General features: G+C 70.9%; 21 protein-coding genes. 13 read left to right on the forward strand and 8 right to left on the reverse strand.

Translation table 11 applies throughout. The features are described from left to right. The first annotated feature begins 104 nt into the window (after positions 1 to 104). Entirely contained in the window at positions 105 to 1,475 is a 1,371-nt protein-coding gene (locus D7Y04_RS33470; protein ID WP_120594790.1) for a phosphomannomutase/phosphoglucomutase, read from the forward strand. A 50-nt stretch (positions 1,476 to 1,525) separates the two neighbouring features. Continuing rightward, the gene (locus D7Y04_RS33475; protein WP_120594791.1) at positions 1,526 to 2,458 is read left to right on the forward strand and encodes an ROK family protein; all 933 of its coding nucleotides are present in this window, start codon (positions 1,526 to 1,528) and stop codon (positions 2,456 to 2,458) included. Between the two features lie 135 nt (positions 2,459 to 2,593). Here the strand turns inward: D7Y04_RS33475 and D7Y04_RS33480 are convergent, their stop codons facing one another. Together D7Y04_RS33480 and D7Y04_RS33485 are read right to left on the reverse strand one after the other, a co-directional pair. Beyond that, positions 2,594 to 3,640, reverse strand: a complete 1,047-nt coding sequence (locus D7Y04_RS33480) for a YCF48-related protein (protein WP_121761935.1) — start codon at positions 3,638 to 3,640, stop codon at positions 2,594 to 2,596. Between the two features lie 46 nt (positions 3,641 to 3,686). Then, positions 3,687 to 4,580 (reverse strand): DUF547 domain-containing protein, encoded by an 894-nt coding sequence (locus tag D7Y04_RS33485; protein WP_233601694.1) that lies wholly within the window; start codon positions 4,578 to 4,580, stop codon positions 3,687 to 3,689. Between the two features lie 62 nt (positions 4,581 to 4,642). Between D7Y04_RS33485 and D7Y04_RS33490 the strand changes: the two genes are divergently transcribed. Then, positions 4,643 to 5,683, forward strand: a complete 1,041-nt coding sequence (locus tag D7Y04_RS33490) for a Rieske 2Fe-2S domain-containing protein (RefSeq protein ID WP_120594793.1) — start codon at positions 4,643 to 4,645, stop codon at positions 5,681 to 5,683. Between the two features lie 49 nt (positions 5,684 to 5,732). Here D7Y04_RS33490 and D7Y04_RS33495 read toward each other — a convergent pair whose 3' ends face one another. Both D7Y04_RS33495 and D7Y04_RS33500 read right to left on the reverse strand, forming a co-directional pair. Further along, on the reverse strand, positions 5,733 to 5,942 hold the full coding sequence (locus tag D7Y04_RS33495) for a hypothetical protein (protein WP_120594794.1): 210 nt from the start codon (positions 5,940 to 5,942) through the stop codon (positions 5,733 to 5,735). A 143-nt stretch (positions 5,943 to 6,085) separates the two neighbouring features. After that, positions 6,086 to 7,471, reverse strand: a complete 1,386-nt coding sequence (locus tag D7Y04_RS33500; protein WP_120594795.1) for a TolC family protein — start codon at positions 7,469 to 7,471, stop codon at positions 6,086 to 6,088. Between the two features lie 203 nt (positions 7,472 to 7,674). On the opposite strand from D7Y04_RS33500, the gene D7Y04_RS33505 reads away from it, so the two are divergent. Beyond that, entirely contained in the window at positions 7,675 to 8,163 is a 489-nt protein-coding gene (locus D7Y04_RS33505) for a MarR family winged helix-turn-helix transcriptional regulator (RefSeq protein WP_121761936.1), read from the forward strand. A gap of 39 nt (positions 8,164 to 8,202) precedes the next feature. Here the strand turns inward: D7Y04_RS33505 and D7Y04_RS33510 are convergent, their stop codons facing one another. The 4 genes from D7Y04_RS33510 to D7Y04_RS33525 form a co-directional block, all read right to left on the reverse strand. Next, positions 8,203 to 8,994, reverse strand: a complete 792-nt coding sequence (locus D7Y04_RS33510; protein ID WP_121761937.1) for an energy transducer TonB — start codon at positions 8,992 to 8,994, stop codon at positions 8,203 to 8,205. A gap of 15 nt (positions 8,995 to 9,009) precedes the next feature. After that, a complete protein-coding gene (locus D7Y04_RS33515; protein WP_120581013.1) occupies positions 9,010 to 9,447 on the reverse strand; it encodes a biopolymer transporter ExbD in 438 nt (145 codons plus the stop codon). Between the two features lie 3 nt (positions 9,448 to 9,450). Further along, the gene (locus tag D7Y04_RS33520) at positions 9,451 to 10,143 is read right to left on the reverse strand and encodes a MotA/TolQ/ExbB proton channel family protein (RefSeq protein ID WP_120581012.1); all 693 of its coding nucleotides are present in this window, start codon (positions 10,141 to 10,143) and stop codon (positions 9,451 to 9,453) included. A gap of 215 nt (positions 10,144 to 10,358) precedes the next feature. Further along, a complete protein-coding gene (locus tag D7Y04_RS33525) occupies positions 10,359 to 11,351 on the reverse strand; it encodes an aldo/keto reductase family protein (RefSeq protein ID WP_121755849.1) in 993 nt (330 codons plus the stop codon). Between the two features lie 158 nt (positions 11,352 to 11,509). Between D7Y04_RS33525 and D7Y04_RS33530 the strand changes: the two genes are divergently transcribed. The 9 genes from D7Y04_RS33530 (at position 11,510) to D7Y04_RS33580 (ending at position 26,566) form a co-directional block, all read left to right on the forward strand. After that, positions 11,510 to 13,111, forward strand: a complete 1,602-nt coding sequence (locus tag D7Y04_RS33530; protein ID WP_121761938.1) for a hypothetical protein — start codon at positions 11,510 to 11,512, stop codon at positions 13,109 to 13,111. A gap of 19 nt (positions 13,112 to 13,130) precedes the next feature. Next, positions 13,131 to 14,129, forward strand: a complete 999-nt coding sequence (locus tag D7Y04_RS33535) for a MoxR family ATPase (protein ID WP_171809712.1) — start codon at positions 13,131 to 13,133, stop codon at positions 14,127 to 14,129. Then, positions 14,122 to 15,900 carry a hypothetical protein gene (locus D7Y04_RS33540; protein ID WP_121761939.1) on the forward strand — a complete coding sequence of 593 codons (1,779 nt, stop codon included), beginning with the start codon at positions 14,122 to 14,124 and terminating at the stop codon, positions 15,898 to 15,900. Before D7Y04_RS33535 ends, D7Y04_RS33540 begins: the two co-directional genes overlap by 8 nt. Continuing rightward, positions 15,897 to 16,883 (forward strand): ABC transporter ATP-binding protein, encoded by a 987-nt coding sequence (locus D7Y04_RS33545; RefSeq protein WP_121761940.1) that lies wholly within the window; start codon positions 15,897 to 15,899, stop codon positions 16,881 to 16,883. The genes D7Y04_RS33540 and D7Y04_RS33545 overlap by 4 nt, the downstream gene beginning before the upstream one ends. Next, complete coding sequence (locus D7Y04_RS33550) at positions 16,880 to 18,403, forward strand: ABC transporter permease (protein ID WP_199749775.1); 1,524 nt, start codon at positions 16,880 to 16,882, stop codon at positions 18,401 to 18,403. The genes D7Y04_RS33545 and D7Y04_RS33550 overlap by 4 nt, the downstream gene beginning before the upstream one ends. 5 nt (positions 18,404 to 18,408) lie before the next feature. After that, positions 18,409 to 19,260, forward strand: coding sequence for a DUF58 domain-containing protein (locus D7Y04_RS33555; protein ID WP_167548260.1), 852 nt, complete (start codon positions 18,409 to 18,411; stop codon positions 19,258 to 19,260). Then, entirely contained in the window at positions 19,257 to 20,990 is a 1,734-nt protein-coding gene (locus tag D7Y04_RS33560) for a BatA and WFA domain-containing protein (protein WP_121761942.1), read from the forward strand. The genes D7Y04_RS33555 and D7Y04_RS33560 overlap by 4 nt, the downstream gene beginning before the upstream one ends. Then, positions 20,987 to 23,728, forward strand: a complete 2,742-nt coding sequence (locus tag D7Y04_RS33565; protein ID WP_121761943.1) for a VWA domain-containing protein — start codon at positions 20,987 to 20,989, stop codon at positions 23,726 to 23,728. Before D7Y04_RS33560 ends, D7Y04_RS33565 begins: the two co-directional genes overlap by 4 nt. A 2,022-nt stretch (positions 23,729 to 25,750) precedes the next feature. Next, positions 25,751 to 26,566, forward strand: coding sequence for a hypothetical protein (locus tag D7Y04_RS33580; RefSeq protein ID WP_121762055.1), 816 nt, complete (start codon positions 25,751 to 25,753; stop codon positions 26,564 to 26,566). The last annotated feature ends 5 nt before the right edge of the window (positions 26,567 to 26,571 follow it).

Genomic DNA, 26,571 nt, shown 5'->3' on the forward strand with positions numbered 1-26,571 from the left:
CAGCCGGGCTCGTTCGGGCGTGTGCAGCCCCCGGGCCCGCTCGTGTAGTGTCCGACGCCTTCCGTTACGCCCTCCCGGTTCCTGTCGAGGGTGGGGACACTGCCATGAACGCGCACATCTTCCGCGAGTACGACATCCGAGGCCTGGTGGACAAGGACCTCACCATCGAGGTGGTGGAGCTCCTGGGCCTGGGCCTGGGCACCATGATCCGCCGCAAGGGCGGCACCTCCATCGCGGTGGGCCGCGACTGCCGCGAGTCCTCCACGCGCTTCCGCGACGCGCTCGCGAAGGGCCTCACCGCCACCGGCCTGGACGTCTACGACGTGGGCGTGGTGCCGACGCCGCTGACCTACTTCGCGGCGAACACGCTGCCCGTGGACGGCCTGGCGATGATCACCGGCAGCCACAACCCGAAGGAGTTCAACGGCTTCAAGATTGGCGCCGGCAAGACGACCTTCCACGGCCCCGAAATCAAGGAGCTGCGCCGCCTCATCGAGGCGAAGGACTTCGCGACCTCGAACAAGCCCGGCAAGGTCACGCCCTTCGACATCATCACGCCCTACAACCACTTCATCCGTCAGACGGTGAAGGTGGGCCGCAAGGGGATGAAGATCGTCATCGACGCGGGCAACGGCACGGGCGGCGCCATCGCGGTGCCCCTGTTCGAGAGCATGGGCTTCGACGTGGTGCCCCTGTTCTGCGAGATGGACGCGGACTTCCCCAACCACCACCCGGACCCCACGGTGGTGGAGAACCTCCAGGACCTCATCAAGAAGGTGAAGGAGGTCAAGGCGGAGGTCGGCATCGCGTACGACGGCGACAGCGACCGCATCGGCGTCATCGACGACCAGGGCAACGTGCTCTGGGGTGATCAGCTGATGGTGCTCTTCAGCCGCTACGTGCTGAAGGAGTCCCCGGGTGCGGCCATCATCGGCGAGGTGAAGTGCAGCTACACGATGTACGACGACATCGCGAAGCACGGTGGCAAGCCCATCATGTGGAAGGCGGGCCACTCGCTCATCAAGTCGAAGATGAAGGAGGAGCACGCGGAGCTGGCCGGCGAGATGAGCGGCCACATCTTCTTCAAGCACCGCTACTTCGGCTTCGACGACGCGGTGTACGCGTCCGCGCGCCTGCTGGAGATTTTGACGCACGAGAAGCAGTCCATGTCGCAGCTGCTCTCCGACGTGCCGAAGACCTTCGCCAGCCCCGAGCTGCGCTTCGACACGACGGAGGAGAAGAAGTTCGCGATGGTGAAGCGCGCCACGGAGATCCTGCGTGACGCGGGCCACAAGGTAGTGGACGTGGACGGCGTGCGCGTGACGTTCGAGGACGGCTGGGGCCTCATCCGCGCGTCGAACACGCAGCCCATCCTGGTGCTGCGCTACGAGGCCAGCACGGAGGCCCGCGTGAAGGAGATTCAGGCGCTCATCGAGAAGACGGTCGCCCAGGCGCAGAAGGAAGTCGGCGCCTGAGCCTTTCGCGCTCCACGCGAAGCACACGCACGTAACGGAGGGAGCTGGACATGCCGACGCTGGGAATCGACCTGGGCGGGACGTTCGCCCGGGCCGCGGTGGTGGATGGGAAGGGTGAAATCCTCGCGAGCGCCAAGGTCGCGGTGCAGGACCGCAAGCCGCAGGGCGTGGTGGAGACCATCGCCCAGGCGGCGGAAGAGGCGGTGAAGCAGTCCGGCGTGAAGGTGGACGGCTGCGGCGTGGGCGCGGCGGGGCAGATCCACAAGGACACGGGCGTCATCTCCGTGGCGCCCAACCTGGGCTGGCGTGACGTGCCGCTGGCGGCGATGTTGACGAAGCGGCTGGGCTTCGACGTGAAGGTGGTGAACGACCTGTCCGCGGCGGCGTGGGGCGAGCTGCACGCGGGCGCGGGGCGCGGCGCCCAGGACATCCTGGTGGTGTTCGTGGGCTCCGGCGTGGGCAGCGCCATCATCGCGGACGGGCGGCTGGTGCAGGGCGGCGGCGGCGTGGCGGGCGAGCTGGGCCACATCAAGGTGGTGCCCGGCGGACGGCTGTGCGGCTGCGGTGAGCACGGCTGCCTGGAGGCGTACGCGGGCGGCCACAACCTCATCGCGCAGACGAAGGAGCTGCTGGCGTCCGGCGGCTCGCCCGTGCTGGAGCAGCTGACCAACGGCGACCCGTACACCATCACCCCGGTGACGCTGGAGACGGCGGCGGAGGCGGGTGACGCGAAGGCCAAGGAGATCCACGCCCGTGCGGCGCACTTCCTGGCGGTCGCGGTGGCCAACTACGTGACGGTGCTCAACCCGTCGCGCCTGGTGCTGGGCGGCGGCGTGCTGACGCACTGCCCGGGCATCAAGCGGCTGGTGCTGGACGGCGTGCAGCAGTGGTCGTCCCGCGTGTCGCGCGAGGGCCTGCTCATCGCCGACGCGGAGCTGGGCGACGACAGCGGCATCATCGGCGCGGCGCTGCTGGTGAAGTGAAGCACCCGGCGCGGGTGGAGCCTGCTCCCCCGCGCCATGCAGGTCCCGTCAGGGCGCTCGCGGCGCGAAGCCGCTGCCATGCGATGCGGCTCGCGCCACGCATGGCTGTTCCGCGGTGGGAAGGACGCCGGAGCGCTACGGCTGCTTCGGCGCCGTGAAGGCCAGCTTCGCGATGCGCCCCTCCTCACCCACGGCCCAGGCGGTGTCCTGCTTGCGAGGCGGCGTGGACACGGCGTGGAAGCCGGTGGCGTCCAGCGGCTCCCACGTCCTGCCTGTGTCCTTCGACACATCGGAACCCGTGGGCCCCACGGTGATGAGCCACATCTTCTTCTCGGGCGTGAACGGCGCCACGCAGGAGCGGTAGCCCCCGGGCGGCGTGCCCGGCACGGTCCACTTGCGCTTGCCCGCGTCCAGCGTGAGCGCCGCGTTGCCGGTGGCCACCTCCGGCTGTTTGTAGTTGCCGCCCACCGCGACGCCCGCCATGGGGCTCCAGAAGTAGAGCGAGAACACGCCCGCGCCTTCACCCGTGGCCAGCGGCGTGGGCGCGATGCCCCAGGTCTTCCCCCGGTCCGCCGAGTGCAACACGCGCGCGATGGAGCCCCCCAGTCCGAACCAGACGTGGGACTTGCCGTACACCGCGATGCTCGTGCCGCTGGCCGCGAAGCCCGCTTCACCCTCGAGCGCGGCCGGCAGTGCCCCTTGCGGCACGGGCTTCCACGTCGCGCCGCCGTCCTCCGTGGTGATGACGACGAAGTGCCTGTCCACGGGGTCGCTGAACGCGATGCCGTGCTGTTCGTCCCAGAAGGCCATGCCGTTGAAGAAGGCCCCGGGCACGGTGTTGGTGAACTGGAGCGTCCAGTGCGCGCCGCCGTCCGTCGTCTTGTAGATGCGCGACTTGTCACCCGCGCCAATGGACAGCACGTAGGCGGTGCGGTCGCTGAAGGCATCCACGTCCCGGAAGTCCAACCCGTCCGCATCCGGCACGGGGGCCCGCGTCCACGTCTTGCCACCATCCGTGGTGCGCACGACCGTGCCCTTGTCGCCACTGGCCCACGCGACGCGGCCGTCCACCGCGCTCACGCCGCGCAGCCGCACCGTCGTCCCGCTCGTCTGCGGCTCCCACTTCATGTCCGCGCTCCCCAGCGCCAGCCACGTCGCCAGCCACACCGCTCCCATCGTCATGCGCCGCTGCCTCCCGCGTGTTCGTCCGCGATGGAGGGACGCTAGCTCAGCGCCGCTCGGCGGTGCTCGCGGCGTCGGGCAGCGAGGTGTCCTCGGGAACGAAGGCGATGCGGCACTTGTCCAGGTCGGGACCGCAGGCGCGGTCCAGGTCGCCGCGTGTGTCGCAGCCCGGACGCTCCTCGCAGGTGTCCGGCAGGAAGGCCCAGACGAACTGGAGCACGTTGCCTCCACGGCCCTCCGGCAGCGCGTTGAGGAAGTCCTGCTTCCGGTCCTCGAACAGGCGCGCCAGGCGCACGGTCTTGTCCTCCAGCTTCACGTTCCGCGCATCCCCCACGTACTGGCGGCTGGCGTCGTTGAGCTGGGCGTCCAGGAACTCCGGCTGATAGGGCGCGCCGTCCAGCCGGGGCCCGCCGCGAGTCCCCCGGAAGAGGGCGAAGTGCACGCGCGGATCGGCGTACTCGCCCAGGAGGATGCGCTGCTCCAGGGCGTACAGCGTCAGCCTCTCGCCGCCCACCGGCCACGTGCGGCCCCAGTAGAAGCGGCCGAACCAGGACGCCTCCACGCCATTCGGGTAGTTCTCCACGAGCTGCAGGAGCACCAGCGCGTTGTACGCGTTGATCCAATACGCCAGCCCGTCCTCGGGCGACGGGAAGAGCTCCGGCTTCCGGTGCGGCGATACCGCCGCGAGCGACGCGACGAAGCGCTCCAGCACCGCGAGGTCGCGCCGGAGGCCCTCGAAGTCCAGGTCCCCGCTGGGGCGCACGTGGCTCAGCGCCTGCGCGTAGTCCGTGTAGCTGAAGGGCCCGGCCGCCGGAGGCACCGGCGCCGGCAGTGTGCCGCGCACGTACAGCCATGCCCCCGTGGCGAGCGCCACCAGCACGGCCATGGTCGCCACGGCGAACCAGCGCACACGGCTGCGGGAAGGGACGGGAGCTTTCACGGCCGGGCAGTCTATGCCACCCACCTGGGTCCGCAGCGACAGACCGTTATACTGCGCGCGCCATGGAGCCTACCCCCGACGTCGTCAGGCATTTCCATCCGGTGCTCCCCTCTCGTCAGCTCCGCCGCCAGCCCGTCCGCGTGGAGCTTGCGGGCCACGCCTACGCGCTCTTCCGGGACGCCGCCGGCAAGGCCGCGGCGCTGTCCGACGCGTGTCCGCACCGCTTCGCACCGCTGTCGAAGGGCCTCGTGACGAAGGAGGGTCAGCTCCAGTGCCCGTACCATGGCTGGCGCTTCGACTCGAAAGGCCACGGCACCAACCCCAGCCAGCCGGAGCTGCGCCACTGCGAGGCGAAGAGCTTCCAGGTGGTGGAGCGCCACGGCTACCTCTGGCTCGCGCACGCGGACACGCCCGAGTCCGCGATGCCGGAGCTCGCCAGCGGTGACTACGTCTTCGGCGGGACGTTCTCCACGCTGTTCCAGGCGCCGCTGCACGTGGCGCTCGACAACTTCAGCGAGGACGAACACACGCCCTTCGTCCACACCCGGCTGGGGTGGAACGGCTCGCAGGCGGGCGCGGTGGAGTTCGAGGCGCACAACCACGAGGACCACACGGAGGTGCACTACCGCGCCCCGCAGCGGCCCGCGCCCATCATGCGCCTGCTCGCGGTGGGCAAGGGGGACTTCTTCCGCAATGACTGGGTGACGCGCTTCGACCCGGTGCGCAGCGTCTACACCGTCAGCTGGGTCCAGCCCTCGGGAGCGCCGCGCCCCTTCATCACGCAGGCGCATATCTTCTTCGTGCCGGAGACGGCGCGCACCACGCGCCTGCACGTCTTCTCCTTCCTGCGCACGACGGTGCCCGCGCTGAGGCCCCTGCTGCCGGCGGCGGCGAAGGCCGCGCTGGGGCTCACCTGGTGGGAGGTGCGCGATGACGCGCGCTTCATCCCCACCGTGGCGGACACGCCCTACAGCCACAAGGGCATGCGGCTGGACAAGTACGACAAGCCGCTCGTGCACCAGCGCAAGCTCATGGAGCGCATCTACTACGCGCACCCGCCTGAGCCGGCGCTGCCCCAGGTCCGCGACGCCACCGGCACCTGAACGACAGGGCCGCCGTGGCATCGCGAGGACCGGTAAGGCACGCGGATCCTCAGTGCATCGGCGCGGGCTCTTCGTAGGCGGGCACCGTCTCGCCGGTGCGGGCTTCGTAGGCGTTGCAGCCACTGTTGCCGGAGACCACGAGCGCGAACTGCTGGAGCTCTGGCTGGTTGCAGCTCTGCGTCGCGTCTTCGCTCGGCTCGTCGCTGTTGCCCGCGAAGAACCGACAGTTCTTGCAGTTGCCCCAGGATTCATCCGCCATGGTTCCCTCCTCGTGGAACGGGTCCTACAGAGGAGGGTGGGGCCGGTGATGGACCCCCACAACGAAGCACCTGCTTCCCGCCCGGGAGGGCAGGGGACCCGGCGCCCTGGAGCGGGCGCCGGGAATTGCACCTCACACCGCGCCTACTGCTGGGGCGCGGGCTGCTGCGGAGCCGGCTGCTCCTGCGCGGGCTGCTCGGACTTCGGCGCGCCCGCGCCAGGCTGCGCACCCAGGGCGGCCGCGTCCTTCTTCACCGAACCGGACTCGAAGGAGCCCAGCGAGTTGAGCAGGCGCAGCGCGGCGAGCGACGCCTGGAGGCGCTCGGACACGAAGCCCACTTCCGCGTTGGTGAGCGCGGTGTTGGCGTCCGCGACCTCCAGGTAGGTGGCGACGCCCGCCTTGAAGCTCACGTCCGTCAGGCGGTTGGACTCGCGCGCCAGCTCCAGGGCCTCCTCGGCCTTGGAGCGGTTGGCCAGCGCGTTCTCCAGGTCCAGCTTGGAGCGACGCACCTCTTCCTTCACGCGGGCCTGCGCCAGCACCTGGGTGACGGTGGCTTCACGCACGCGCGACGACGCCTCGGAGAGGTTCGCCTCACGCAGGCCGCCGTCGAACAGCGTCCAGCTGGCGCCGAAGGTGATGGCCCAGGTCTCGTTCTGGCCGGTGAAGCCCGCCGCGTTCGCGATGCGGTAGGCGCCCGTCACGCCCAACGTGGGCAGGTAGCTCAGGATGACGCCCGTCTTGTTGATGCGGCTGAGCTTCAGGCCCACTTCCGCGGCCTGCACGTCCGAGCGCTCCTGGATGGCCTGGTTGACCAGGTCGTCCGGCGACGCCTGCGCGGGCACCGTCGGCTCCGGCGGCGGGGCCAGGTCGAACTCCGGCTCGCGCTGGATGAGCGTGCCCAGCGCCAGCTTCAGGCCCGCGAGCGCGTTCTTCGCGCGCACCAGGTCCTGCTCCGCGCGGGAGCGGTCCAGCTGGGCGCGCAGCAGCGCCACGCGCGTCACCGTGCCCGCGTCGAACCGGGCCTGGGTGTCCTTCTCCCGCGCCTGGTTCAGCTCCAGCAGCCGCTCCTGCGCGCGCAGGGCTTCCTGCTGCGCCGCGGCGCCGTAGTACGCCTGCGCCACGCCGAAGAGCACCTGCCGGCGCGCCGTCTGCGTGTTGAGCTCCGCCAGCTGCACGGACTTGTAGGAGGCCGCGATGCCCGCCCACAGCTGCGGCGCGATGATGGCCTGCCGCGCCTCCAGCTGCGCACCCTTCTGGATGAGCGGCTGGATGGTGATGTCCACCGGGGCGATGGGGCCTGCCGGGATGATGGCCGCCACGTTGTTGCGCGTGATGGAGGCCCCAGCGGTGATGGTGGGCAGGTAGCCCGACCAGGCCTTGCGCGTCGCGAGCGATGCCTGCTCGAAGCGCTCCTGGGCGATTTTCAAATCGAGGTTCTGCTGGCGGGCGGACTCCAGTGCCTCATCCAGCGTCAGTACGGGCGCCGCTGCCAGGGTGGCCGACAGGGACAGCGCCAGAAAGGTACTCATACCGCTTCGACCTCCTCACCGACCCGCGGGAGCGCGAGGCGGATCCGTCCAATGGACGACTGCGTTGCGTCCTCTACCCGACCCCGGAGCCTCGTGAAAGTACTCCGCACTGTCGGATGTTGGAATATGCGGAATGTAGTAGCGGTCAATGGTTGATGATGTCAATTGTTTATGTGCGTCCGATGACTTAACGTAAATTCACTATGAATGGCTTCAGCGACGGTCCTAGCGAGCAGGTGACACGCCGGTCGGCGGCCACCACCGACCTGTCGGAGGGTGGGAGTGGGTTGCCGGAGCAGGCGTGGACGCTCCTCTTCGAGCTGCTGCACACGCACATGCGCAACTTCCCCGCGCTGGCGGCGGAGTTCGACCTGTCCCCCGTGCAGGCGCACGTGTTGAGGCAGCTGGGCGAGGGAGCGCTCGCCATGAGCACGCTCGCCAACTACCTGTCGTGTGATGCGTCCAACGTGACGGGGCTGGTGGACCGGCTGGAGGCGCGCGGGCTGGTGGAGCGCAAGAGCAGCGAGCAGGACCGCCGCGTGAAGATGCTGGTGCTGACGGAGGCTGGCGCGGAGCTGCGCGGTCGGCTGATGGCGCGGCTGAGCTCGCCGCCGCCCCTCATCGCCGCGATGCCGGACGAGGACCTGGCGGCGCTGCGCGACATCATGCGCCGCGCGCTCAAGACGCAGTAGGCGCATCGCCCCGGGCCCAAGGCTCCGGGGCGCGTGCACTCAGTCCAGCAGGAACGTGTACGAGTACTTCATCTCCGTGGCCACCGCTTCGCCGCCCTTGATGGCGGGCTTGAAGCGGAAGCGGCGGATGGCGTCACGCGCGGCCTCGTTGAGGCCGTAGCCGGGCCCGGAGATGACCTTCACGTTGCTCACCTTGCCCTCCGCGTCGATGGTGATGGAGAGCGTGACGGTGCCCTCGATGCCCGCGCGGCGCGCCTCGTCCGGGTAGGGAATCTTCACTTCGGACGCGACGGAAGGCTCCGTGTCCACCTGGTACACGGGCACGTACTTGGGCGCGGAGTAGCCCTTCACGTCCTGGGGCGCCTTCGCGGTGCCGTTGGCCTTGCCGTAGGCGGTGTTGCCCACGGGCGCGGCGAAGGAGCCCGCGCTGGTGGTGGACGACATGGTCATGCCCACCACGAGCGGCGGCGGCTTGGCGGACGGCGGCGGTGGCGTGTCGTTGGGCGGCGGCGGGGCCTCCGTCGGGGGCGGGGGCTTGGGCGCCTCCGCGACCTTGATGGGCGGCGGCTTCACCTTCACCTTCGGGGGAGGCGGCGGCTTGGGCTCCTCCGGCTTCTCCTCCGGAGGCGGCGGTGGCGGAGGCTTCTGCACCTCCACCATGACCAGCTCCACCGGCTTCTGGATGGACGCGAGCTTGCGGCCCTCCAGGGTGGAGAGAAGACCGAAGCCCACCCCGTGCAGCGCGAGCGACACGAGGACGAACACGAGCAAGAACCGCGTGGAGCGGTCGCGCTGGGGCAGGGAAGAGGATTCGAGGACCGCCTGGCTCATTGTTGCGAAGCCTCGTCAGGGCGTGGCGGGCGCTGCCCGGGAGGGGCCAGCGTCCTTCTCGATGTTGAGGGCGAACTTCGCGATGCCCTGTCCCTTCACCACGTCGATGAGGCGCATCACGCGGCCGTAGGCGAGCGTCTGGTCCGCGCTGATGATGGCGCGCGTGTCCTTGTCCTTGGCCACGGCTTCCGTCACGCGGCGGGACAGGTCCGCTTCCGTCACCTCGGCGCCGTCGAAGTAGAGCTTGCCCTCCTTGTCGAGGACGACGTTCACCAGGCCCTGCACCGTCTCACCGCCATTGGCGGCGCGGGGCAGGTCCACCTCCACCGTCTCGCGGACGATGAAGTTCGCGGTGACCATGAAGATGATGAGCAGCACCAGCACCACGTCCACCAGCGGGGTGACGTTGATGCCGGAGATTTCCTCGTCGCTGTCGTTCGCGCCGCCGGCCATGGGCTAGTTGCCCCCCGCGGCGCCCGGCTTGCGCGCCTTCATGGCGCCCACGAGCGCGTGGCCCAGGGCGGTGGTGCGGCTGGTGAGCGTCTTCAGCTGGCGGTTGAAGATGTTGAAGGCGACCACGGCGGGGATGGCGACGGCGAGGCCCACGGCGGTGGCGACGAGCGCCTCCGAGATGCCGGCCATCACCGTCTGCTGCATGGCGCCGCCCTTGGCATTCATGGCGCCCAGGTCGTTGAAGGCCTTGATGATGCCGAGCACCGTGCCGAACAGGCCGATGAACGGGGCGTTGTTGCCCAGCGTGCCCAGGATGGACAGGCCGCGCTCGTACTGGGGACGCTCGCGGGCGACGGTGGACGCGATGACCTGCTCCACGGTGTCGGGGCCCTGCTGCGCGGAGGCCAGGGCCTCGCGGATGACGGAGGCCTCCATGCCCTTCTGGTTCTTCACTTCACCGGCCACGGCGTCGAACTCGCCGCGCGCCAGGCGCACCGCCAGGGCCTCCGAGTTGGCCAGCCGGTGGCGCGAGAAGTAGACGGCGCGCTCCAGCATCACCGCGATGGAGATGATGGACAGCGACACGAGCAGCCAGAGCACCCACTCGGCGCTGCCCAACGTCACCCCGAGCAGCTTGCTGCTCAACCATCCGAGTTCGGGTTGGGCCGCCTGGGCCAGGAGGAAGAAGGACGTCATGTGGGGAAAGCCCGGTTCAAGAGTGGGACCGCGTTAACGCGCGGCGCAGTCTCTTGTTCCCCCCAACTTAAAAGTCAAATGGAACGGGGTGGAGTTCACCCCGCTGTCGCGCGCCACTGGACGGGCGCGGCGAAACCAGGGCGCGGATGTCATATCCCAGGCACCAGGCGGGACGGGCGTCGGAGCGCCTGCCCGCCGGGTGGATGAGCGCGTTTTCAGGGTCGGCGGTTGGGGCTGGTGGTCTGCGCGGGATCGCGCTCCACGACGGGGCCGAGGATGGAGTCGATGCGGCGCATGAGCTCCGCGTCGAGCTTCACGCCGGTGGCCTTCACGTTGTCGAGCACCTGCTCCGGCTTGGACGCGCCGATGATGGCGGAGGAGACGCTCTTGTTCTGGAGCACCCAGGCGATGGAGAGCTGCGCCATCGACAGGCCTGCTTCCTGGGCCAGCGGCTTGAGCTGCTGGACGCGGGTGAGCACGTCGTCGGTCATGAAGCTGGTCATGAACTGCGAGCCCGGGGTGGCGGCGCGGGTGTCCGCGGGCGGGGGCTTGCCGGGGAGGTACTTGCCGCTGAGCACGCCCTTGGCCATGGGGGACCAGACAATCTGGCCCAGACCTTCGGCGTCGGAGGTGGGGATGACCTTGGACTCGATGACCCGCCAGAGCATGGAGTACTGCGGCTGGTTGGAGATGAAGGGCACGCGCAGCTCGCGGGCGAGCTTGGCGCCAGCGGCGATCTGCTCGGCGGTCCATTCGGAGACGCCGATGTAGAGGGCCTTGCCCTGGCGGACGATGTCCGCGAACGCGAGCATGGTCTCTTCCAGGGGCGTCTCCGCGTCGAAGCGGTGGGCCTGGTAGAGGTCCACGTAGTCCGTCTGCAGGCGGCGCAGGGAGCCGTGGATGGACTCGATGATGTGCTTGCGAGACAGGCCGCGGTCGTTCTGGCCGGGGCCGGTGGGCCAGTAGACCTTGGTGAACAGCTCGTAGCCTTCACGGCGCTGGCCCTTGAGGGCGCGGCCGAGCACGGCTTCGGCCTTGGTACCGGCGTAGACGTCGGCGGTGTCGAAGGTGGTGATGCCCGTGTCGAGCGCCGCCTTCACGCACGCGATGGCGGCGTCCTCCTCCACCTGGGAGCCGTGGGTGAGCCAGTTGCCGAAGGAGATTTCGCTGACCTTCAGACCGCTGCGACCAAGGAATCGGAAGTTCATAGGGGGCGGCACACTAACCGCCGCCTTTGGAGGTCCGCTCGGGTTTCGCGGTTTCTCGACAGCTGGAGTCGGACGGGCGACCGTCCACGGCGGGATTCGACCGTTCCCGGGCGTCGCTTGTGAACGGTGGGCCGGGTGTCCGACACTGGCTTCCACGCATGGCCGCCAGTGACGAACGCCGCTTCCAGTCTCTCGTGCTCGCGCCCATCCGGCGCGTGCAGCGGCGGCTCAACGGGGTCGCCTGGAGTGGCGCGGGCATCGCCCCTCTTTGGGCCATGGCCACTGCTTGCGTGCTGTCACGGTTGCTGCTGCGCGACCTGGCTGTCTGGGCCGTGCCTCCGCTCGTCATCGCGGGGCTGGCGTGGTGGTTTGTTCGTGCCCGTTCGCGTGGCGTGTCGTTGGAGTACGCGGCGGTGCTCGCGGACCGCTCCGCCAACGCTGGCGGCCTGCTGCTCACGCGGCTGGAGCGTCCCGTTGGCGAGTGGGAGCTGAGCCTCAACCAGTTCGCCCAGCAGGTGAAGCCTCCGGAGGTTCCCTGGCGCCGGCCCGTGGGCGCGCTTTTGGGTGCGCTCCTGTTCCTCGCCGTGGGGTTCCTCGTTCCGCTTCCGGCGTTGCGCACGTCGAACATCAACGCCGCCGCCGCGACCCAGGTCGCCGCCGTGCAGGCGCAGGCCGAGGCTTTGGCTCGTGAGGAGCCCCTGGGCCCCGATGTCGAGGAGGAGCTGCGCCGGCTGTCGGAAGAAGTCGCGCAGGGCCGCTTCGACTCCGCGGATTGGGAAGCCGCGGATGCTCTGGAGAAACGGCTCGCTGAACGCGCCTCCGAGGCCGCCGCCGAGCTCAACCGCGCCTCCGAGGCCGCCGCTGAACTGGAGGACGCGCTCGCCGCCGCTGGCGGTGCCGAGGCCGCCACCCGTGAGCGCGAGTCGTTGGAGCAGGCGCTGATGGCGCTCGATGCGCGTGCCAGCGGGACCTCGGAGGACGACGCCACTGGTGAGCAGGCGGCTTCCGCGTCCGAGCAGAACTCCCAGGGCCAGGGTGCTGGTGAACAGGATGGCGAGCAGCAGGGCTCGCAGGCGCAGGGCACGGGGGAACAGGGCGGCGACAAGCAGGGCTCACAGCAGCAGGGCTCCGGCGATCCGTCGGCCCGCGAGGCCCAGGCCCGTGCTTCCGCTCGCGCCCAGGCCTCCGGCTCTCCGGATCAGATCGCTGACCTGCGCCGCACACTGGAGCGTCGGCAGCAGTCGCTGGCCCAGCGCTTTGGAGAGGAAAACGCCTCACAAAGGAACCGCGGCGCCCAGGCCCGGCGTCCCACCCGGCGGCAGCAGTCCGGACAGGGACAGAAGGGTCAGGGCCAGAAGGGGCAAGGCCAGGGCCAGGATGGGCAGGGCGAAGGTGACGGGGAAGAGGGCGACGGCGAGGGCCAGCAGGGCAGTCAGCATGCGAGCCGGAACACGCGGCAGGGCAAGGGTGAGGGCGCGGGCGTGAGCCGGGGCGGGGAGAGCCAGCCGGTCGTCTTCGGCGGCGAGGCGGAGATGGATCCGAACCGGCTCGCGTTCCAGCCGCTACCGGATGGCAATGGCGGCGATGCGGAGGAGTTGTGGGGCCTTCGCGCAGCGGATCCGCAGGCCCGCACGGGGCAGGCGGGGCCGTCCAGCGCGAAGGGCACGGGCGCGAAGGGCGATGCGACGGCGGGACCGACCTCCGGTCCGCTGCTGCCTCGCAACCGCGACCTGGTGAAGCGGTACTTCGGTGGTCCGTAGTCCAGAAGGGGGAAACGACGTGGCAGCGGAGCTTCTGAGTCCCGCCGAAGCGCAGGGCGCGGCGGACGTGGCGTCCCGGCTCAAGTCCGGGCTCAACCAGGTGATGCTCGACCAGGAGACGGTCGTCGAGCAGGTCGTGACAGCGGTGCTCGCCCGGGGCCACGTGCTCCTGGAGGGCCTGCCCGGCCTGGGCAAGACGGAGCTGTGCAAGGCCCTGGCGCGGCTGTTGGCGCTGCCCTTCCGCCGCATCCAGTTCACCCCCGACCTGCTGCCCGGCGACATCACCGGCACCTACGTGCTGGAGGGCGAATCGCGCCGCGACTTCGTCTTCCGCGAGGGCCCTCTCTTCGCGAGCCTCGTGCTCGCGGACGAAATCAACCGCTCCAGCCCCAAGACGCAGTCCGCGCTGCTGGAGGCCATGCAGGAGCGGTCGGTGACGGTGCTGGGCCAGACGCGGCCGTTGCCCGACCCCTTCTTCGTGCTCGCCACGCAGAACCCCATCGAGCTCGAAGGCACGTACCCGCTGCCCGAAGCGCAGTTGGATCGCTTCCTCTTCCGCATCCTCGTGCCGCCCGTGGGCGCCAAGACGCTGCGCACCCTGCTCACCACGCGCGTGCGTGGCGCGCCTCCCGCGCAGGAGCCGGTGCTGGACGCGGAGGGCCTGTCGCGCCTGTTCGCCGCCGTGGACCGCGTGCACCTGCCCGGCCCGGTAGCGGACTTCATCGGCCGGCTGGTGGAGGCGTCCGACCCGCGCCAGCCTTCCGCTCCGGAGCCTGTGCGCCGCTTCGTGCGCTTCGGTGCGAGCCCTCGCGCGGCGCTGGCCCTGGCCGCCGCGGGCCGTGCTCGCGCGCTGCTCGAAGGCCGGCCCAACGTGGGCTTCGATGACGTGGTTGCCTCGGCGCCCGCCGCCCTCAACCACCGCCTGGTGCTGGCCTACGAGGCGTCGCTGGAGAAGGTGACCGCGCCGGACGTGGTGCGCGAGCTGCTCAAGGCCACGCCCGAGGTGCCCCGTGGCTAGCCCCGCGCACCTGACCTTCGCCGTGCTCATGGGAGCCCTGCTCTGGACGGGCCTGCCGGGCGTTCCCGGCGGGACGGCGGCGTTCGCCACCAGCCCTCCAAAGGCGGTGGAGGCGCGGGAAGAGGCGTCCCAAGCCAGCGGCTACCGCGAGGTGGTGGAGACGACGGAGAACCTCCCCACCGAGGGCGACCTCAAGGCCAGCGTGCGCGTCGTCACGCTCGTGCCGAACCGGGGCTACACGCCCATCCAGGTGACGGTGCACAACAACGGCGGCCAGCCGCGCCCGGTGCGTCTGTCCATCTATTCGCAGGGGCGAGTCATGGAGCGCTCGCTGGAGCTGGGCCCCCGCGAGCGCACTGTCACGTGGTTGCTGATGCCCGCGGACCTGCAGTCGGGGACCCTCAACCTGGACTCGCCCGGGATGGCCACCGCGTCCCGGGGCTTCTACCTGGACAGTTACAGGGGGGCCCGCGTGATGGTGCTGGGCGACGTGAAGGCCTTCGAAGCCGCGACCGGCCTGAGCCGCGCGCCGGAGAACAATGAGCCGCTCGTCGCCACGCGCTTCGTGGATCCGCGCACCGCGCCGCGCGAGCTGGCGGCCTACGCGGGCTACGACGCGGTGCTGGTGGCGGTGCCGGCGGACCAGGTGCCGGACGACGTCTGGGCGGTGCTGGAGACGTTCGCCGTGACCGGCGGAAAGCTGGTGCTCGACCAGCCCCCCGCGAATCCGCGCCTGCGCTTCCCGCTGCTCCAGGATGGGAAGGCGGAGCTGTCACCCTACGGCTTCGGCTTCGTGCGCCAGTTCCGCGACTGCCGGAAGCAGACCCCGGGCTGCGGCTTCCGACTCTGGGAGGACACGGAGCGGTCGCCGGCCGTGGTGGAGCCCGCGGGCCCGCCGCCTCGCTGGGAGCGCTACAGCATGCTCATCGATGGGCGCCTGCCGCTGCTGTCGAGCGCCCGTGCGCCCGTGGGACGATTCCTGCTGCTCATCTTCCTCTTCGTGCTCGCGGTGGGGCCCGGCGGGTGGGTGCTCGCCCGGCGCAAGGGGCCGCTGGCGGTGCTCATCGCCGTGCCCACGCTGGCGCTCCTCACGAGCCTGGGGCTGGTGGCGTGGTCCGTGCTGGTGGATGGCTTCAGCGTGCACGCCGCGCGCTACAGCCTCACGCTGCTGGACCGCGAGCGGTCCCGCGCGGTGACGGTGGGCCTCAACGCCTGGTACGCGAACCTCGCGGAGGACAGCGTGCGCATGCCCGCCTCCAGCGTGCTGCTGGCCCCGTCGTCCTCGACGGGCCTGGAGGATCCGCCGCGCCTCCTGGATTGGACGAACGGGCTGGTGGTGAAGAACAGCTTCCTGTCTTCGCGCAGCTACCGCGAGTGGGGCGAGGTCGCCGTGGTTCCCTCGCGCGCGCGGCTGACGGCGCACAAGACCGACGGTGGCGTGCAGGTGCAGAACGCGCTGGGGGCTCCCTTGATGGGCGGCACGTTGAAGCTGGACGGCCAGCTCTATGTCCTGCCGGAGCTGGCGGACGGCGCGGAGGGGCTGGCTCCGCCGGAGGAGGCGGAGCCCGGGGACGTGGACCTGCTGGGCCTGGCGCACGAGCAACGCATGCGCTTCCAGGACGCGGTGGCGCCCATGATTCAGGAGCTGGAGGACGGGGCGTTCGTGGCGCGGCTGGGCGGGCGTGGCTTCACGCCCACGGCGGCTCTGGACGTGGAGCTGGATGCCGCGCTGCACGTGGTGCGCGGTCAGGTCGAGGAGGCACGACGATGAGCCTGCTGGAGGTGAAGGGGCTGCGGCGCGACTACGGAGCGCTGCGCGCGGTGGACGACGTGTCGTTCTCGCTGGAGGCCGGCGGCATCCTGGGCTTCATCGGACCCAACGGCGCGGGCAAGAGCACCACGCTGCGCATCCTGGCCACGCTGGACGTGCCCACCGCGGGCACGGTGCTGCTGGACGGCACGTCGCTGGTGGACGCGCCGGACCGGGCCCGGCCGCTGCTGGGCTACATGCCGGACCGCTACGGTACTTACGACGACGTCACCGTGAGGGAGTTCCTGGACTTCTTCGCGCGCGCGTACGGACTGAAGGGCGCGCAGCGCAAGCAGCGGGTGGACTCGGTGATGGAGTTCACGGGGCTGGGGCCGCTGTCGCACAAGCTCACCACGGAGCTGTCCAAGGGCATGCGCCAGCGCGTGGCCCTGGGGCGCACGCTGCTCCACGACCCTCGGCTGCTGCTCCTGGACGAGCCTGCGGACGGATTGGATCCACGCGCGCGCATCGAGCTGCGGGAGCTGCTGCGTGCGCTGGCGGATCAGGGCAAGGCGGTCATCATCTCCAGCCACATCCTCACGGAGCTGGCGGAGATCTGCGACAGCTGCGTCATCATCGAGCAGGGGCGCCTCTTGGCCCAGGGCAAGGTGGAGGACCTGCTGCGCCAGAGCGCGGGCCCGTCCCGCGTGATGGAGCTGACGGTGCGGCTGGCGGCGCAGGGCGACGAGGGCGAGGCGCTGTGGTCTCGCACGGAGCGCACGCTGCTGGAGCAGCCGCGCGTGAAGGACGTGGCTCGCGAGGGCGGCGCGCTGCGCGTGCGGCTGGAGCTGGAGGCGGACGCGGGGCCTGCGCAGACGGAAGCGGCCGCGGCGGCGCTGCTCGCGGCGCTGGTGTCGCAGGGGCTGCCGGTGTGCGCGTTCAGCCCGCGCGAGCGCAATCTCGAGGACGCGTTCATGACGGTGACAAAGGGGAGGGTGGCGTGAGCACGCAAGCAAGTCCCGCGTCGGGCGCGGCCGAGTCCGCCCCCTCGCCGGGGGTTCCCGCCGCGGTGTCCGACCGTTGGGAGAAGTGGGGCGACCGGCTCAACCCGCTGGTGGTGAAGGAGGTGCGGCAGGGGCTGCGCACGCGCGTCTTCTGGGTGAGCTTCGGGCTGCTGCTCGCGGCGTGCCTGGTGCTGTCGCTCATCGCGTTCGCGAACACGCACGACAGCACGTACACGCGCGAGGGGCGGTCGTACTTCTTCTCCTTCTTCGTGTGCCTGGCGCTGGTGCACTTCGGCCTCATCCCCTTCAACGCGTACCGCTCCCTGGCGCGCGAGCGCGAGGACGAGACGTGGTCGCTGCTCCTGCTCACGGGGCTGGGACCCCGGCGCATCCTGCGCGGCAAGGTGGCGTCCTTCCTGGTGCAGGCGGTGCTGTACGCGTCGGCGGTGGGGCCGTTCCTGCTGTTCAGCTACTTCCTCAACGGCATCGACCTGCCCACCATCCTGATGGTGCTGATGTTGGGCGGGGCGTGGATGGTGTTCCTCACGCTCGTGTCGGTGTGCGCGGCGACGGTGGCGGACAGCCGGATGGGACGGGCCGCGGTGCGGTTCGCGCTGGTGGCCGTGCTGGTGGTGACGTTCTTCCAGGCGCTGACGTTCACCTTCGTGGTGACGAACGAGCGTGGCAGCGGGTTCTCGTTCGACCGGAGCTTCTTCCTGGGGCTGGGCGCGGCGTTCTGGCTCCTCGTGTCGGACGGGTGGCTGGTGTTCGAGACGGCGGTGGCGCGGCTGTCGCTCGTGACGGAGAACTACACGCGCCATCCCCGGCGGGCGTTGGTGGTGCAGGTGTTCCTGACGTTCGTGGGGATGACGGCGGTGTGGTGGCTCATGGACCGGGATGACGACATCCCCGGGGTGATGGGCATCCTCGGAGGGCTGCACCTCATCTTCGCCACCCTCTTCATGGCGACGGACGTGGACGGGCAGTCGCGGCCGCTGCGCGCGGGCACTCGGGCGTGGACGTTGTTCAGGCCCGGGGCGCTGCGCGGCTTCCGGCTGTCGGTGCTGCTGCTCGTGGGGTGGGCGGTGGGCTGTGGGGTGTTGCTGTGGCTGTCGGATGGGTCGACGAGCAGCTTGCGGATGGGGATGGCGCAGGCGGCGCTGGCGCTCTACGGGGTGCTGTACCTGTCGGTGGCGCTGCTGTTGGGGCGGATGCCTCGCTCGGGGCGGTTCGCGTCGCCGGTGTCGGTGCGGTTGCTCTACGTCCTGGTGGGAGTCCTGGGGGCCGGCGTGCCGCCGTTGCTGGCGGTGTTCCTGAACCTGGAGGGGCACGATGAGTTGCTCAACCTGCTCAACCCGATATTGGGGACGGTGAACTTCGGCAAGTACGACTACAGCGACCCGAGCGGTCTCAAGCTGCCGCCGGAGATGCTCCTGTGCGTGGCGCTGGTGGCGGTCCTGGCGGCGTTCGCCGCGGACCGGGTGCTCGCGGACCGCGAGCGGCGGGCCCACCAGCAGTGAGCACGCTGTTGGATGAGGCGGAGGTGGCGCGCCTGGCGCCGGGGTTGAGCCTGGCGCTGCCTCGCCTGCCGCAGCGGGGACGGGTGGGCGAGGTGCGCGCCACGTCCGCGGGCAGCGCGATGGAGCTGCATGACTTCCGCGCGTACCAGCCAGGGGATGACCTGCGGCAGTTGGACTGGAACGCGGTGGCGCGCACGGGGGAGCTGGTGCTGCGCGTGCGGCAGGACGAGGTGTCGCCGCGCGTGGAGGTGCTGCTGGATGGTTCGCGCAGCATGGGGCTGTCGCCGCGCAAGGCGGCGGGGGCGCGGGAGGTGGCGCTGCTGACGGTGGAGGTGGGGGGGCGGCAGGGGCTGACGCCGACGCTGCTGTGGGGCGGGGCGCGGTCGGAGCGGGTGCAGGGGCCGGCGTGCCGCGCGGCGCTGCGAGGGGCGGAGTTCGAGGCGCGGGATGACCTGGCGTCGGCGCTGGGGCGGCTGCCGCCGTTGCGGCCGTGTGGGTTGCGGGTGGTGGTGAGTGACTTCCTCTTCGAGACGGACCTGGAGGCGCTGTGCGCCCGGCTGTCGCGAGGCGCGTCGGCGCTGTTCCTGGTGCAGGTGCTGGACGCGGAGGACCTGGAGCCTACGGGCGGTGAGGGCGCGCGGCTGGTGGACGCGGAGAGTGGCGTGGCGCTGGAGGAGTTGCTGACGGACGGCGTGCTGGCCGCCTACGCCCGCCGCTTCGCGGAGCACCAGCGTGCGCTGCGAAGCGCGGCGGTGCGGGCGCGGGGAACGCTGCTCACCGTGAACGCGGCGGAGGGGCTGCGGGCGCAGGTCGCGGGTCCGCTGCGCGCGTTGTTCGTCGCGGGAGGCGGGGCGTGAGCTTCGGGCTTCCCTGGGGACTGCTGGCGCTGGGCGCGCTGGTGCCGCTGGTCGCGGCGTACTTCCTGCGTCGCCGGCAGAAGCCGGTGGTGGTGAGCGCGTTGTTCCTGTGGCGCACGCCGCGTCCTCGCGCGGAGGGCGGGCCCCGGTGGGAGCGCTTCACGCGTGAGGCGTCACTGTTGCTGGAGGCGCTCGCCGTGCTGGCCGCCGCGCTGTACCTGGCGGACGTGCGGCTGGGGGAGAACGCTCGGCGCCGTCATCTGGTGCTCGTCGTGGACGGCAGCTTGTCCATGTCCGCGCGGACTCCGGATGGCAAGACGGTGCTGGAGCATGTGCGCACCGAAGCCGCGAAGCGCGTGGAGTCGGAACGCGCGACGCACGTCACGGTGCTCGCGAGCGGCGTGGCGCCCCTGGTCCTCGCTGGACCGGAAGCCGATGCGTCGCGTGCCCTGGGCGCGCTGGAGTCCTTCCAGGCGCGCGGTCCGGACCATGACGTCACGGCTTCGCTCCTGTGGGCGCAGGAGCTGGCCGGCCCGGGCAAGCACGTGCACTTCTTCACTGACGCGCCGCCCTCCGAGGACGCGACCGTGCCTCCCTCCGTGCGCTGGACGGCGTTGGGCCATTCCCAGGGCAACGTGGCGGTGGTCTCCGCGCAGCGGCGCGACGAAGGCGGCCGGGCCACGGTGACGCTGCGGGTCGCTCGCTTCGGGGCGGGGCCTTCGGAGATTGAAGCACGCGTGCGCGCGGCTCCCGGACCGGGCGCGCGTGAAGGCACCGAACGCACGGAGCGCATCGCGTTGCCGCAAGAAGGCGCGGCGACCGTGCGCCTCACGTTCCGCGAGGCCGGCGACGTGGAGGTGTCCCTGCCGGACGACGCGCTGCCCGAGGACGGACATGTGCGCCTGCCCCCGTCCCCCGTGATGCCAGTGGCCGTGGGGCTGACGGAGGGCCTGTCGCCCGCGTCGAAGCAGGCGCTGGAGCGCTTCCTGGCGGTGTCTCCCGATGTGGCGCGCGGCCCTCCTGTTCCCGGCGCGCCGGTGCTGTCCGTCGGCCCCTCGCGCGCGGAGGCCCGCGTGACGCTGGGCGCGGAGGGAGCACTGCGCACCTTCGTGGGGCCGTTCTTCACGGAGAAGGGCAGCACGCTGATGGACGACGTGCAGCTCGCGGGCGTGCGGTGGACGGCGGGCGCGAACCCTCCGGGCCGTCCGTTGATGACCGCGGGCGAAGCCGTGCTCGTGTCGGAAGAGGAGGGCGGGCGGCTGCACCTCAACGTGGACCTGGCGCGCTCCAACCTCCAGCGGACCACCGCCTGGCCCGTGTTGCTGGGCAACGTGGTGCGTGATGCGCGGCGGCTTCGCGAGGGCTTCCCCCGGCGTCAGCTCAACCTGGGCGAGTCGCTCTCCGTGGTGACGGAGGCCGGTGCACGCTACGCCTTGAAGGGACCTTCGGGCCGCAAGCCCGTGTTCGGCGCGGGTGCGCTGAGCCTGCCCGCGCCCACCAGCCCCGGCCGCTACGTGCTGGAGCGCGAGGGCCGTGAAGTGGACTCGCTGGAGGTGCTGGCGCTGGACGCTCGGGAGTCGGACCTGCGCGGCCGGGGCAGCGCGGACGTGGCCGCGAAGGAAGCAGGCGAGGACTCTGAAGGGAACAGCGGCCATGAGCGCGCCCGCTGGCCCCTGGTGGTGCTGCTGGCCGCGCTGCTGGCGGACTTCTACGTCACGAGGAAGGCATGACCTTCACCCTTCCCCAGGCGTGGCTGCTGCTGTTGCCGCTGGGCCTCTTCCTGTGGCGCTACGGCCGGAGGCCCGGTCCGCCCATGGTGCTGCGTTGGGCGCTGCTGGTGCTCGGCGTGGGTGCGCTGTCCGGACCGGAGCTACGGCTGGCGAACGCGGGCAGCGACGTGGCCGTGGTGGTGGACCGTTCACGCTCCATGCCGCTGGACGTGGACCGGGTGGCGCAGGAGCTCATCTCGCTGGTGGAGTCCCAGCGCCGGCCGGGCGACCGCGTGGGCGTCATCACCTTCGGCCGCGAGGCCCGGGTGGAGTCCTCGCTGTCGGAGCGGAGCCGTTTCGGCGGCTTCACGCGGCCGGTGGACGCGGAGGCGTCGGACCTGTCGGCCGCGCTGGACGCGGCGGGCGCGCTCATTCCCCCGGAGCGCACGGGCCGGGTGCTGGTGGTCTCCGACGGCCGGGCCACGGGCGCGGATGCTCGGGGCGCGACGCGGCGGCTGGCGGCGCGAGGCATCGCGGTGGACTACCGGCAGGTGTCCCGGCCGGAGCCCGCGCTGGACGTGGCCGTGGTGTCGCTGGACGTGCCCGCCACCGTCTCCGTGCGCGAGCCCTTCCAGTTCTCCGCCGTGGTGCAGGCCACCTCGGCCGTCACCGGCACCGTGCGCCTGGAGCGCGACGGGAAGGTGCTGGTGAAGGGGCCGTACGACTTCAAGCCCGGGCCCAACCTGTTGCCCCTGCGCGACCTGCTGGAGGAGCCGGGGCTCGTGCACTACCGGCTCACGGTGGAGGTGCCCGGAGACGGCGTCCCGGAGAACGACGTGGGCGTGGGCGTGCTGCGCGTGGAGGGGCCGCCGCGCGTGCTGCTGCTCACCGCGCAGCCCTCGGGCACGTTGGCGAAGGCGCTGACGGCGACGGGCATGACCGTGGACGTGAAGGCGCCGTTCCACCTGTCGCTGGAGGCGCTCGACGGGGTGGGCGTGGTGGTGCTGGAGAACGTGGACGCCAACGCGCTGGGCGAGACGGGGTTGAACGCGCTGGCGAACTACGTGGACCAGGCGGGCGGCGGGCTGGTGATGACGGGAGGACGGTCGAGCTTTGGCGAGGGCGGCTACCGGCGCTCGCCCGTGGAGCCACTGCTGCCCGTGTCATTGGAGATGCGCGAGGAGCAGCGGCGCGCGTCGGTGGCGATGAGCGTGCTCATGGATTCGAGCTGCTCCATGGGCATGCAGGTGCCGGATGGGCGCACGAAGATGGAGTTGGCCGCGGAGGGCGTCACGGCGGCGCTCACGTTGCTCAACGCGAACGACGAAGCCTCCGTGCACATGGTGGACACGGAGCCGCATGAAATCTTCCCCTTGAGTCCGGTGAGCAAGGGCCTGCCCTTCGACCAGGTGGCGCGAGGCTTCAGCGGCGGTGGTGGCATCTACGTGGGTACGGCCCTGCGCGCGGGCAGCAAGGAGATCCTCCGCAGCGACAAGCCCACGCGGCACGTGGTGCTGTTCTCCGACGCGGCGGACTCCGAGGAGCCGGGCGACTACCAGGAGACGCTGGCGGCGCTGCGAGCGGCCAACGTGACGGTGTCGGTCATCGGTCTGGGCAAGCCCACGGATCCGGACGCGGACCTGCTGCGCGAGGTGGCCCGGCGCGGCGCCGGGCGCATCTACTTCGCGGAGGACGCCATGAGCCTGCCGCGCATCTTCAGCCAGGAGACGCTCGCGGTGGCGAGGGCCACGTTCGTGGACGAGCCCGCGTCACTGGAGGCCGCGCCGGACCTGCCGCTGCTGGGGCCGCTGCCGACGACGGGCCTGCCTCAGGTGGGCGGCTACAACCTCACCTACCTGAAGCCTCGGGCGAACGTGGCGCTGCGCACGTTGGACACGAACGCCGCGCCTGTGCTGGCGCTATGGCCGCACGGAGCGGGGCGCACGGTGGCGCTCACGGCGGAGGTGGACGGCAAGTACACGGGTGAGTTGCGCGAGTGGGGCGCACTGAGGGCGACGTTGGAGGCGGCGGTGCGCTGGTCGATGGGACGGCCGACGCCGAAGGAAGAGGCGGTGGTGCGCTCGGAGCGCCAGGGCAACGTGCTGCGTGTGACGTTGGATCTACCGCCGGGTGAGCCGATGCCGGGCGCGCTGCCCACGGCGGTGTTGCTGGCGGGCGACGGGCGCTCTGGAGTGGAGAAGCCGCTGCACTGGGAGGACGAGGACCGGCTGGTGGTCGAGTACCCGCTGACGGGCAGCGGAACCTGGCACCCGGTGGTGAAGTGGGGCGGACGCGTCTTGAGGGCGCCACCGGTGGCGCTGCCGTACGCGCCGGAGTTCGAGCCGGGCAGCGCGAAGGAGGGCCTCAAGCTCCTGCGAGCATTGGCTGCGGTGGGCGGAGGCCAGGAGCGGCTGTCGATGACGGGCCTGTTCGCGGAGGCGCCGGAGTCGGAGGGCCGCGTGGCGCTGGCGCCCTGGCTGGTCGCGTTCGCGTTGGCGGCGATGCTGGCGGAGGTCGCGGTGCGCAGGTTCCTCTCCGCGCCGCGAGTGCGTGCCGCACGGGAAAGGCCCGTGAAGGAAGCCAGCGCACGAGAGCCGACGGCAACTCCACGCACGGACGCGAAGCCCGCAGCGACGACGCCCAAGCCTGTTCAGGACGAACCCGCCGAGCAGAAGCCGGAGCCTCCGAAACCGCCCGCTGGGGTGGACTCCGCACTGGAGGCCGCACGAGCGCGGGCACGGCGTCGCACGGGGCGCTGATCCGAGGTGCCCGAGTGCGCGAGTCCGCGCACTGCGCCAGGTTCTCTGAGCGCCATGCTGTCCAACAGGGGAGAGAAGGGAGAACCCTGCTGGGACTGCCCGGCAGCGGCGTACCCACGAACCTGTCCGACAGTCGGACCGACTTGGTGGCCCTCGGCTGGGGGCTCCCGGTCCGCCGCTATGAAGGGCGTGCGGGAGCCTTTCGGGTCCTGTGGCTGCCCCGCGACGCGCGACGCTGGACGCCACGACCGGGGGCACCGGCAACGTACTCGCGTCTGTTCTGAGCACGCGCCGAGAGCAGGCGAGCCGGCGTGGGGACAGCCTTCCGGGATGACCGCACTGTCGTCCTGGGGAGCCGCCGTGGCGCCTCCATCCTGAACTCAACCGTCGAGCCCGGCTCCGGGTCGAACTTCCCTGCGCAAGGGTGATTCCTACTGTGCGTGGGCAGGTTGTTTCTCAGGGGAGGTTGCCGTGGCTGGTGATGATTCGGGGCGGAAGCGGAACCGTGCGCCCGTTGCCTCCCAGGGCGTGATGTCGCTCCTGGATCGCTGGGTTTCCGACCTCGAACGGGATGCTCCCTTTTCGCGGGAGGATGCGCCGGAACCACGTCAGCGCGCTTCCGGAGCCGCTGCTCGCTCTGCTGACGATCCGCTCGATGACCTCGGCCCAGGTGACAGGGCGACGCAGGGGGAGCCCGCTGCTTCTTCCCGCGGGGCCCGGGAGGAGATGCGTCCTTCGCGTCGCGGCTCCAGGCCTCCTGCTTACACGAGGGAAGGCGAATCATCGGGAACCGCGGGTGCGCCGCTGCGTCCTCCTCGTCAGAACCCTGAACGTTTCGCCGAACCGGGGCCCAGCCGTCATGCCTCGTCTCGCGCGACCAGGGGGGAGGGGCGCCCTGCGCGTCCTGACAGTGAGCCGTTCTCCGAATCGAGACCCCGCACTCCTCCTGAATCCGAGGGCCCTGGCGCCGCACGTGAAGGCATGCGCCCTCCACGGTTCGGTTCCGGCACGCCTGCCGAGTCCGTGCCCCGACCCCGGATGCCGCAGGGTGGAGGCTCCGCTTCGGGTGAGGGAATGCGCCCTCCACGTTCCGGCCGCAGTTCGCTTGCTGAGTCAGCGCCCCGAGCCCGGATGCCGCAGGGCGGAGCCCCCGCTTCTTCCCGCGCGGCCCGTGAGCAGCACCGCCGCGAAGCGATTTCGTTCGGCGAGCAGGAATCCCGCGTCGATTCCGTTCGCACGGCGCGCGGAGAGCATCACGTTGAGACGGATCCGTTCAGCGAACAGGCGCCCCGCATGCCGGCGGCATCGGAGCGACCGGCCCGTGATGCAAATCGCCACCTGAGGTCCGGAGCGGATCCGTTCAATGCGTCAGAGGCGGCTGCTGCTCGCTCGGGACGTGAGGCAAGCCGCGACGCTCACTCTGATGCGGGTCCGTTCTCGCCAGAGGCTACTGCTGCTCGTTCGGGACGTGAGGCGAGACGCCACGCTCACTCTGATGCGGGTCCGTTCTCGCCAGAGGCTGCTGCTGCTCGTTCGGGACGTGAGGCGAGACGCCATTCGAACCAGGGGGCGGAACCGTTTGCGTCAGAGGCTGCTGCTCGTTCGGAACGTGAGGCGAGACGCCATTCGAGCCAGGGTGGGGAACCGTTAGCGTCAGAGGCTGCTGCTCGTTCGGAACGTGAGGCAAGCCGCCACGCTCATTCTGGTGCGGATCCGTTCGCGCCAGAGGCTGCTGCTGCTCGTCCGGCCCATGTGGCAAGCCGCCATGCTCACTCTGGCGCGGATCCGTTCGCGGCGCTGGAGGCGGCCTCGGCTCGTTCGGTCCGTGAGGCGAACCCTCACTCGCGCTCCGGAGCAGACCCCTTCAGGGAACCCGAGTCGGCACCTGCCCGCACGTCCGGGGATGAGAACGCCCACCTCCGCTCCGGAACCGACTTCTTCACCGCGTCGCAGTTCCGCGAAGCGGAAGCACAGGATTCGCCCTTCCGCGCGGCCCGTGAGGAACTCCGGCTCCAGGGGCCCGTGGTCACCTTCCCGGATGGCGCTCGAATCGTCCTGGGCAACGAGGGCGGCCGGCCCATCCATCGCGGCACCGTCGCGGTGCGCGGGCCGTGCGCACCCTCTCGTGAAGAGGTCATGGGACCAGGCCTCACGGAACCCCAGGCCCGCGCCCTGGACTTCGTCCTCGCTTGGTTCGGGCACCCGTTCGACTCCGTCACCTCCGAACCCCAGCCCGGCGGCGAGCCCCGGTGGGGCGCCTGGCCATTGTCAGGGCCCCTGCTCATCACCGCGCTCGTCCACTGGAAGCATCACGAACCCGAGGCGTTCGACGCGCGTCTGGGACGGCTGGGACTCGAAGCCACCCCAGCGCAGCCGGACGCAGCCGCCTCGCTGCGCCTCCTGGGCTTCAGGCACGCTTCCCCCAGCGAAGGCCACGATGCCCTGGCCCTGCTCGCCGAAGACCCCCGGCTGCTCGCGGCGCTTGCCCGGGCCGGCCGGGAGCGCGGCGCTCAACGGGCGCAGCTCGAAACGCTCGTCACGCACGTGCTCCGCCCCATGCTGGCCTCCTACTCCCTGGCGGAGACCGCCGTGGACGCGCCCGGTGGACTCTTCGCTTCGGCCCGCGCGCTGGCCCTGCTCTTCCACTCCGAGCTTCGCTTCGGCCGCCGCGGCGTCACGCGGCTCGTGACGCTCGCTCGCGAACGGCCGGAGCCACGTGTCGCGGGTGATCACGCGGGTGAACGCCTCGCGGAGGACCTGCGCGCCACCGGCCGCTCGCGCGAAGCCTCCGAGGTCTGGCGCATCCTCACCTCTCCCGAACTGGCGGACCCCTCCTAGCGCAC

This window comes from Corallococcus sp. AB038B, from assembly GCF_003668955.1.
In the GTDB taxonomy this organism is placed as follows: domain Bacteria; phylum Myxococcota; class Myxococcia; order Myxococcales; family Myxococcaceae; genus Corallococcus; species Corallococcus exiguus.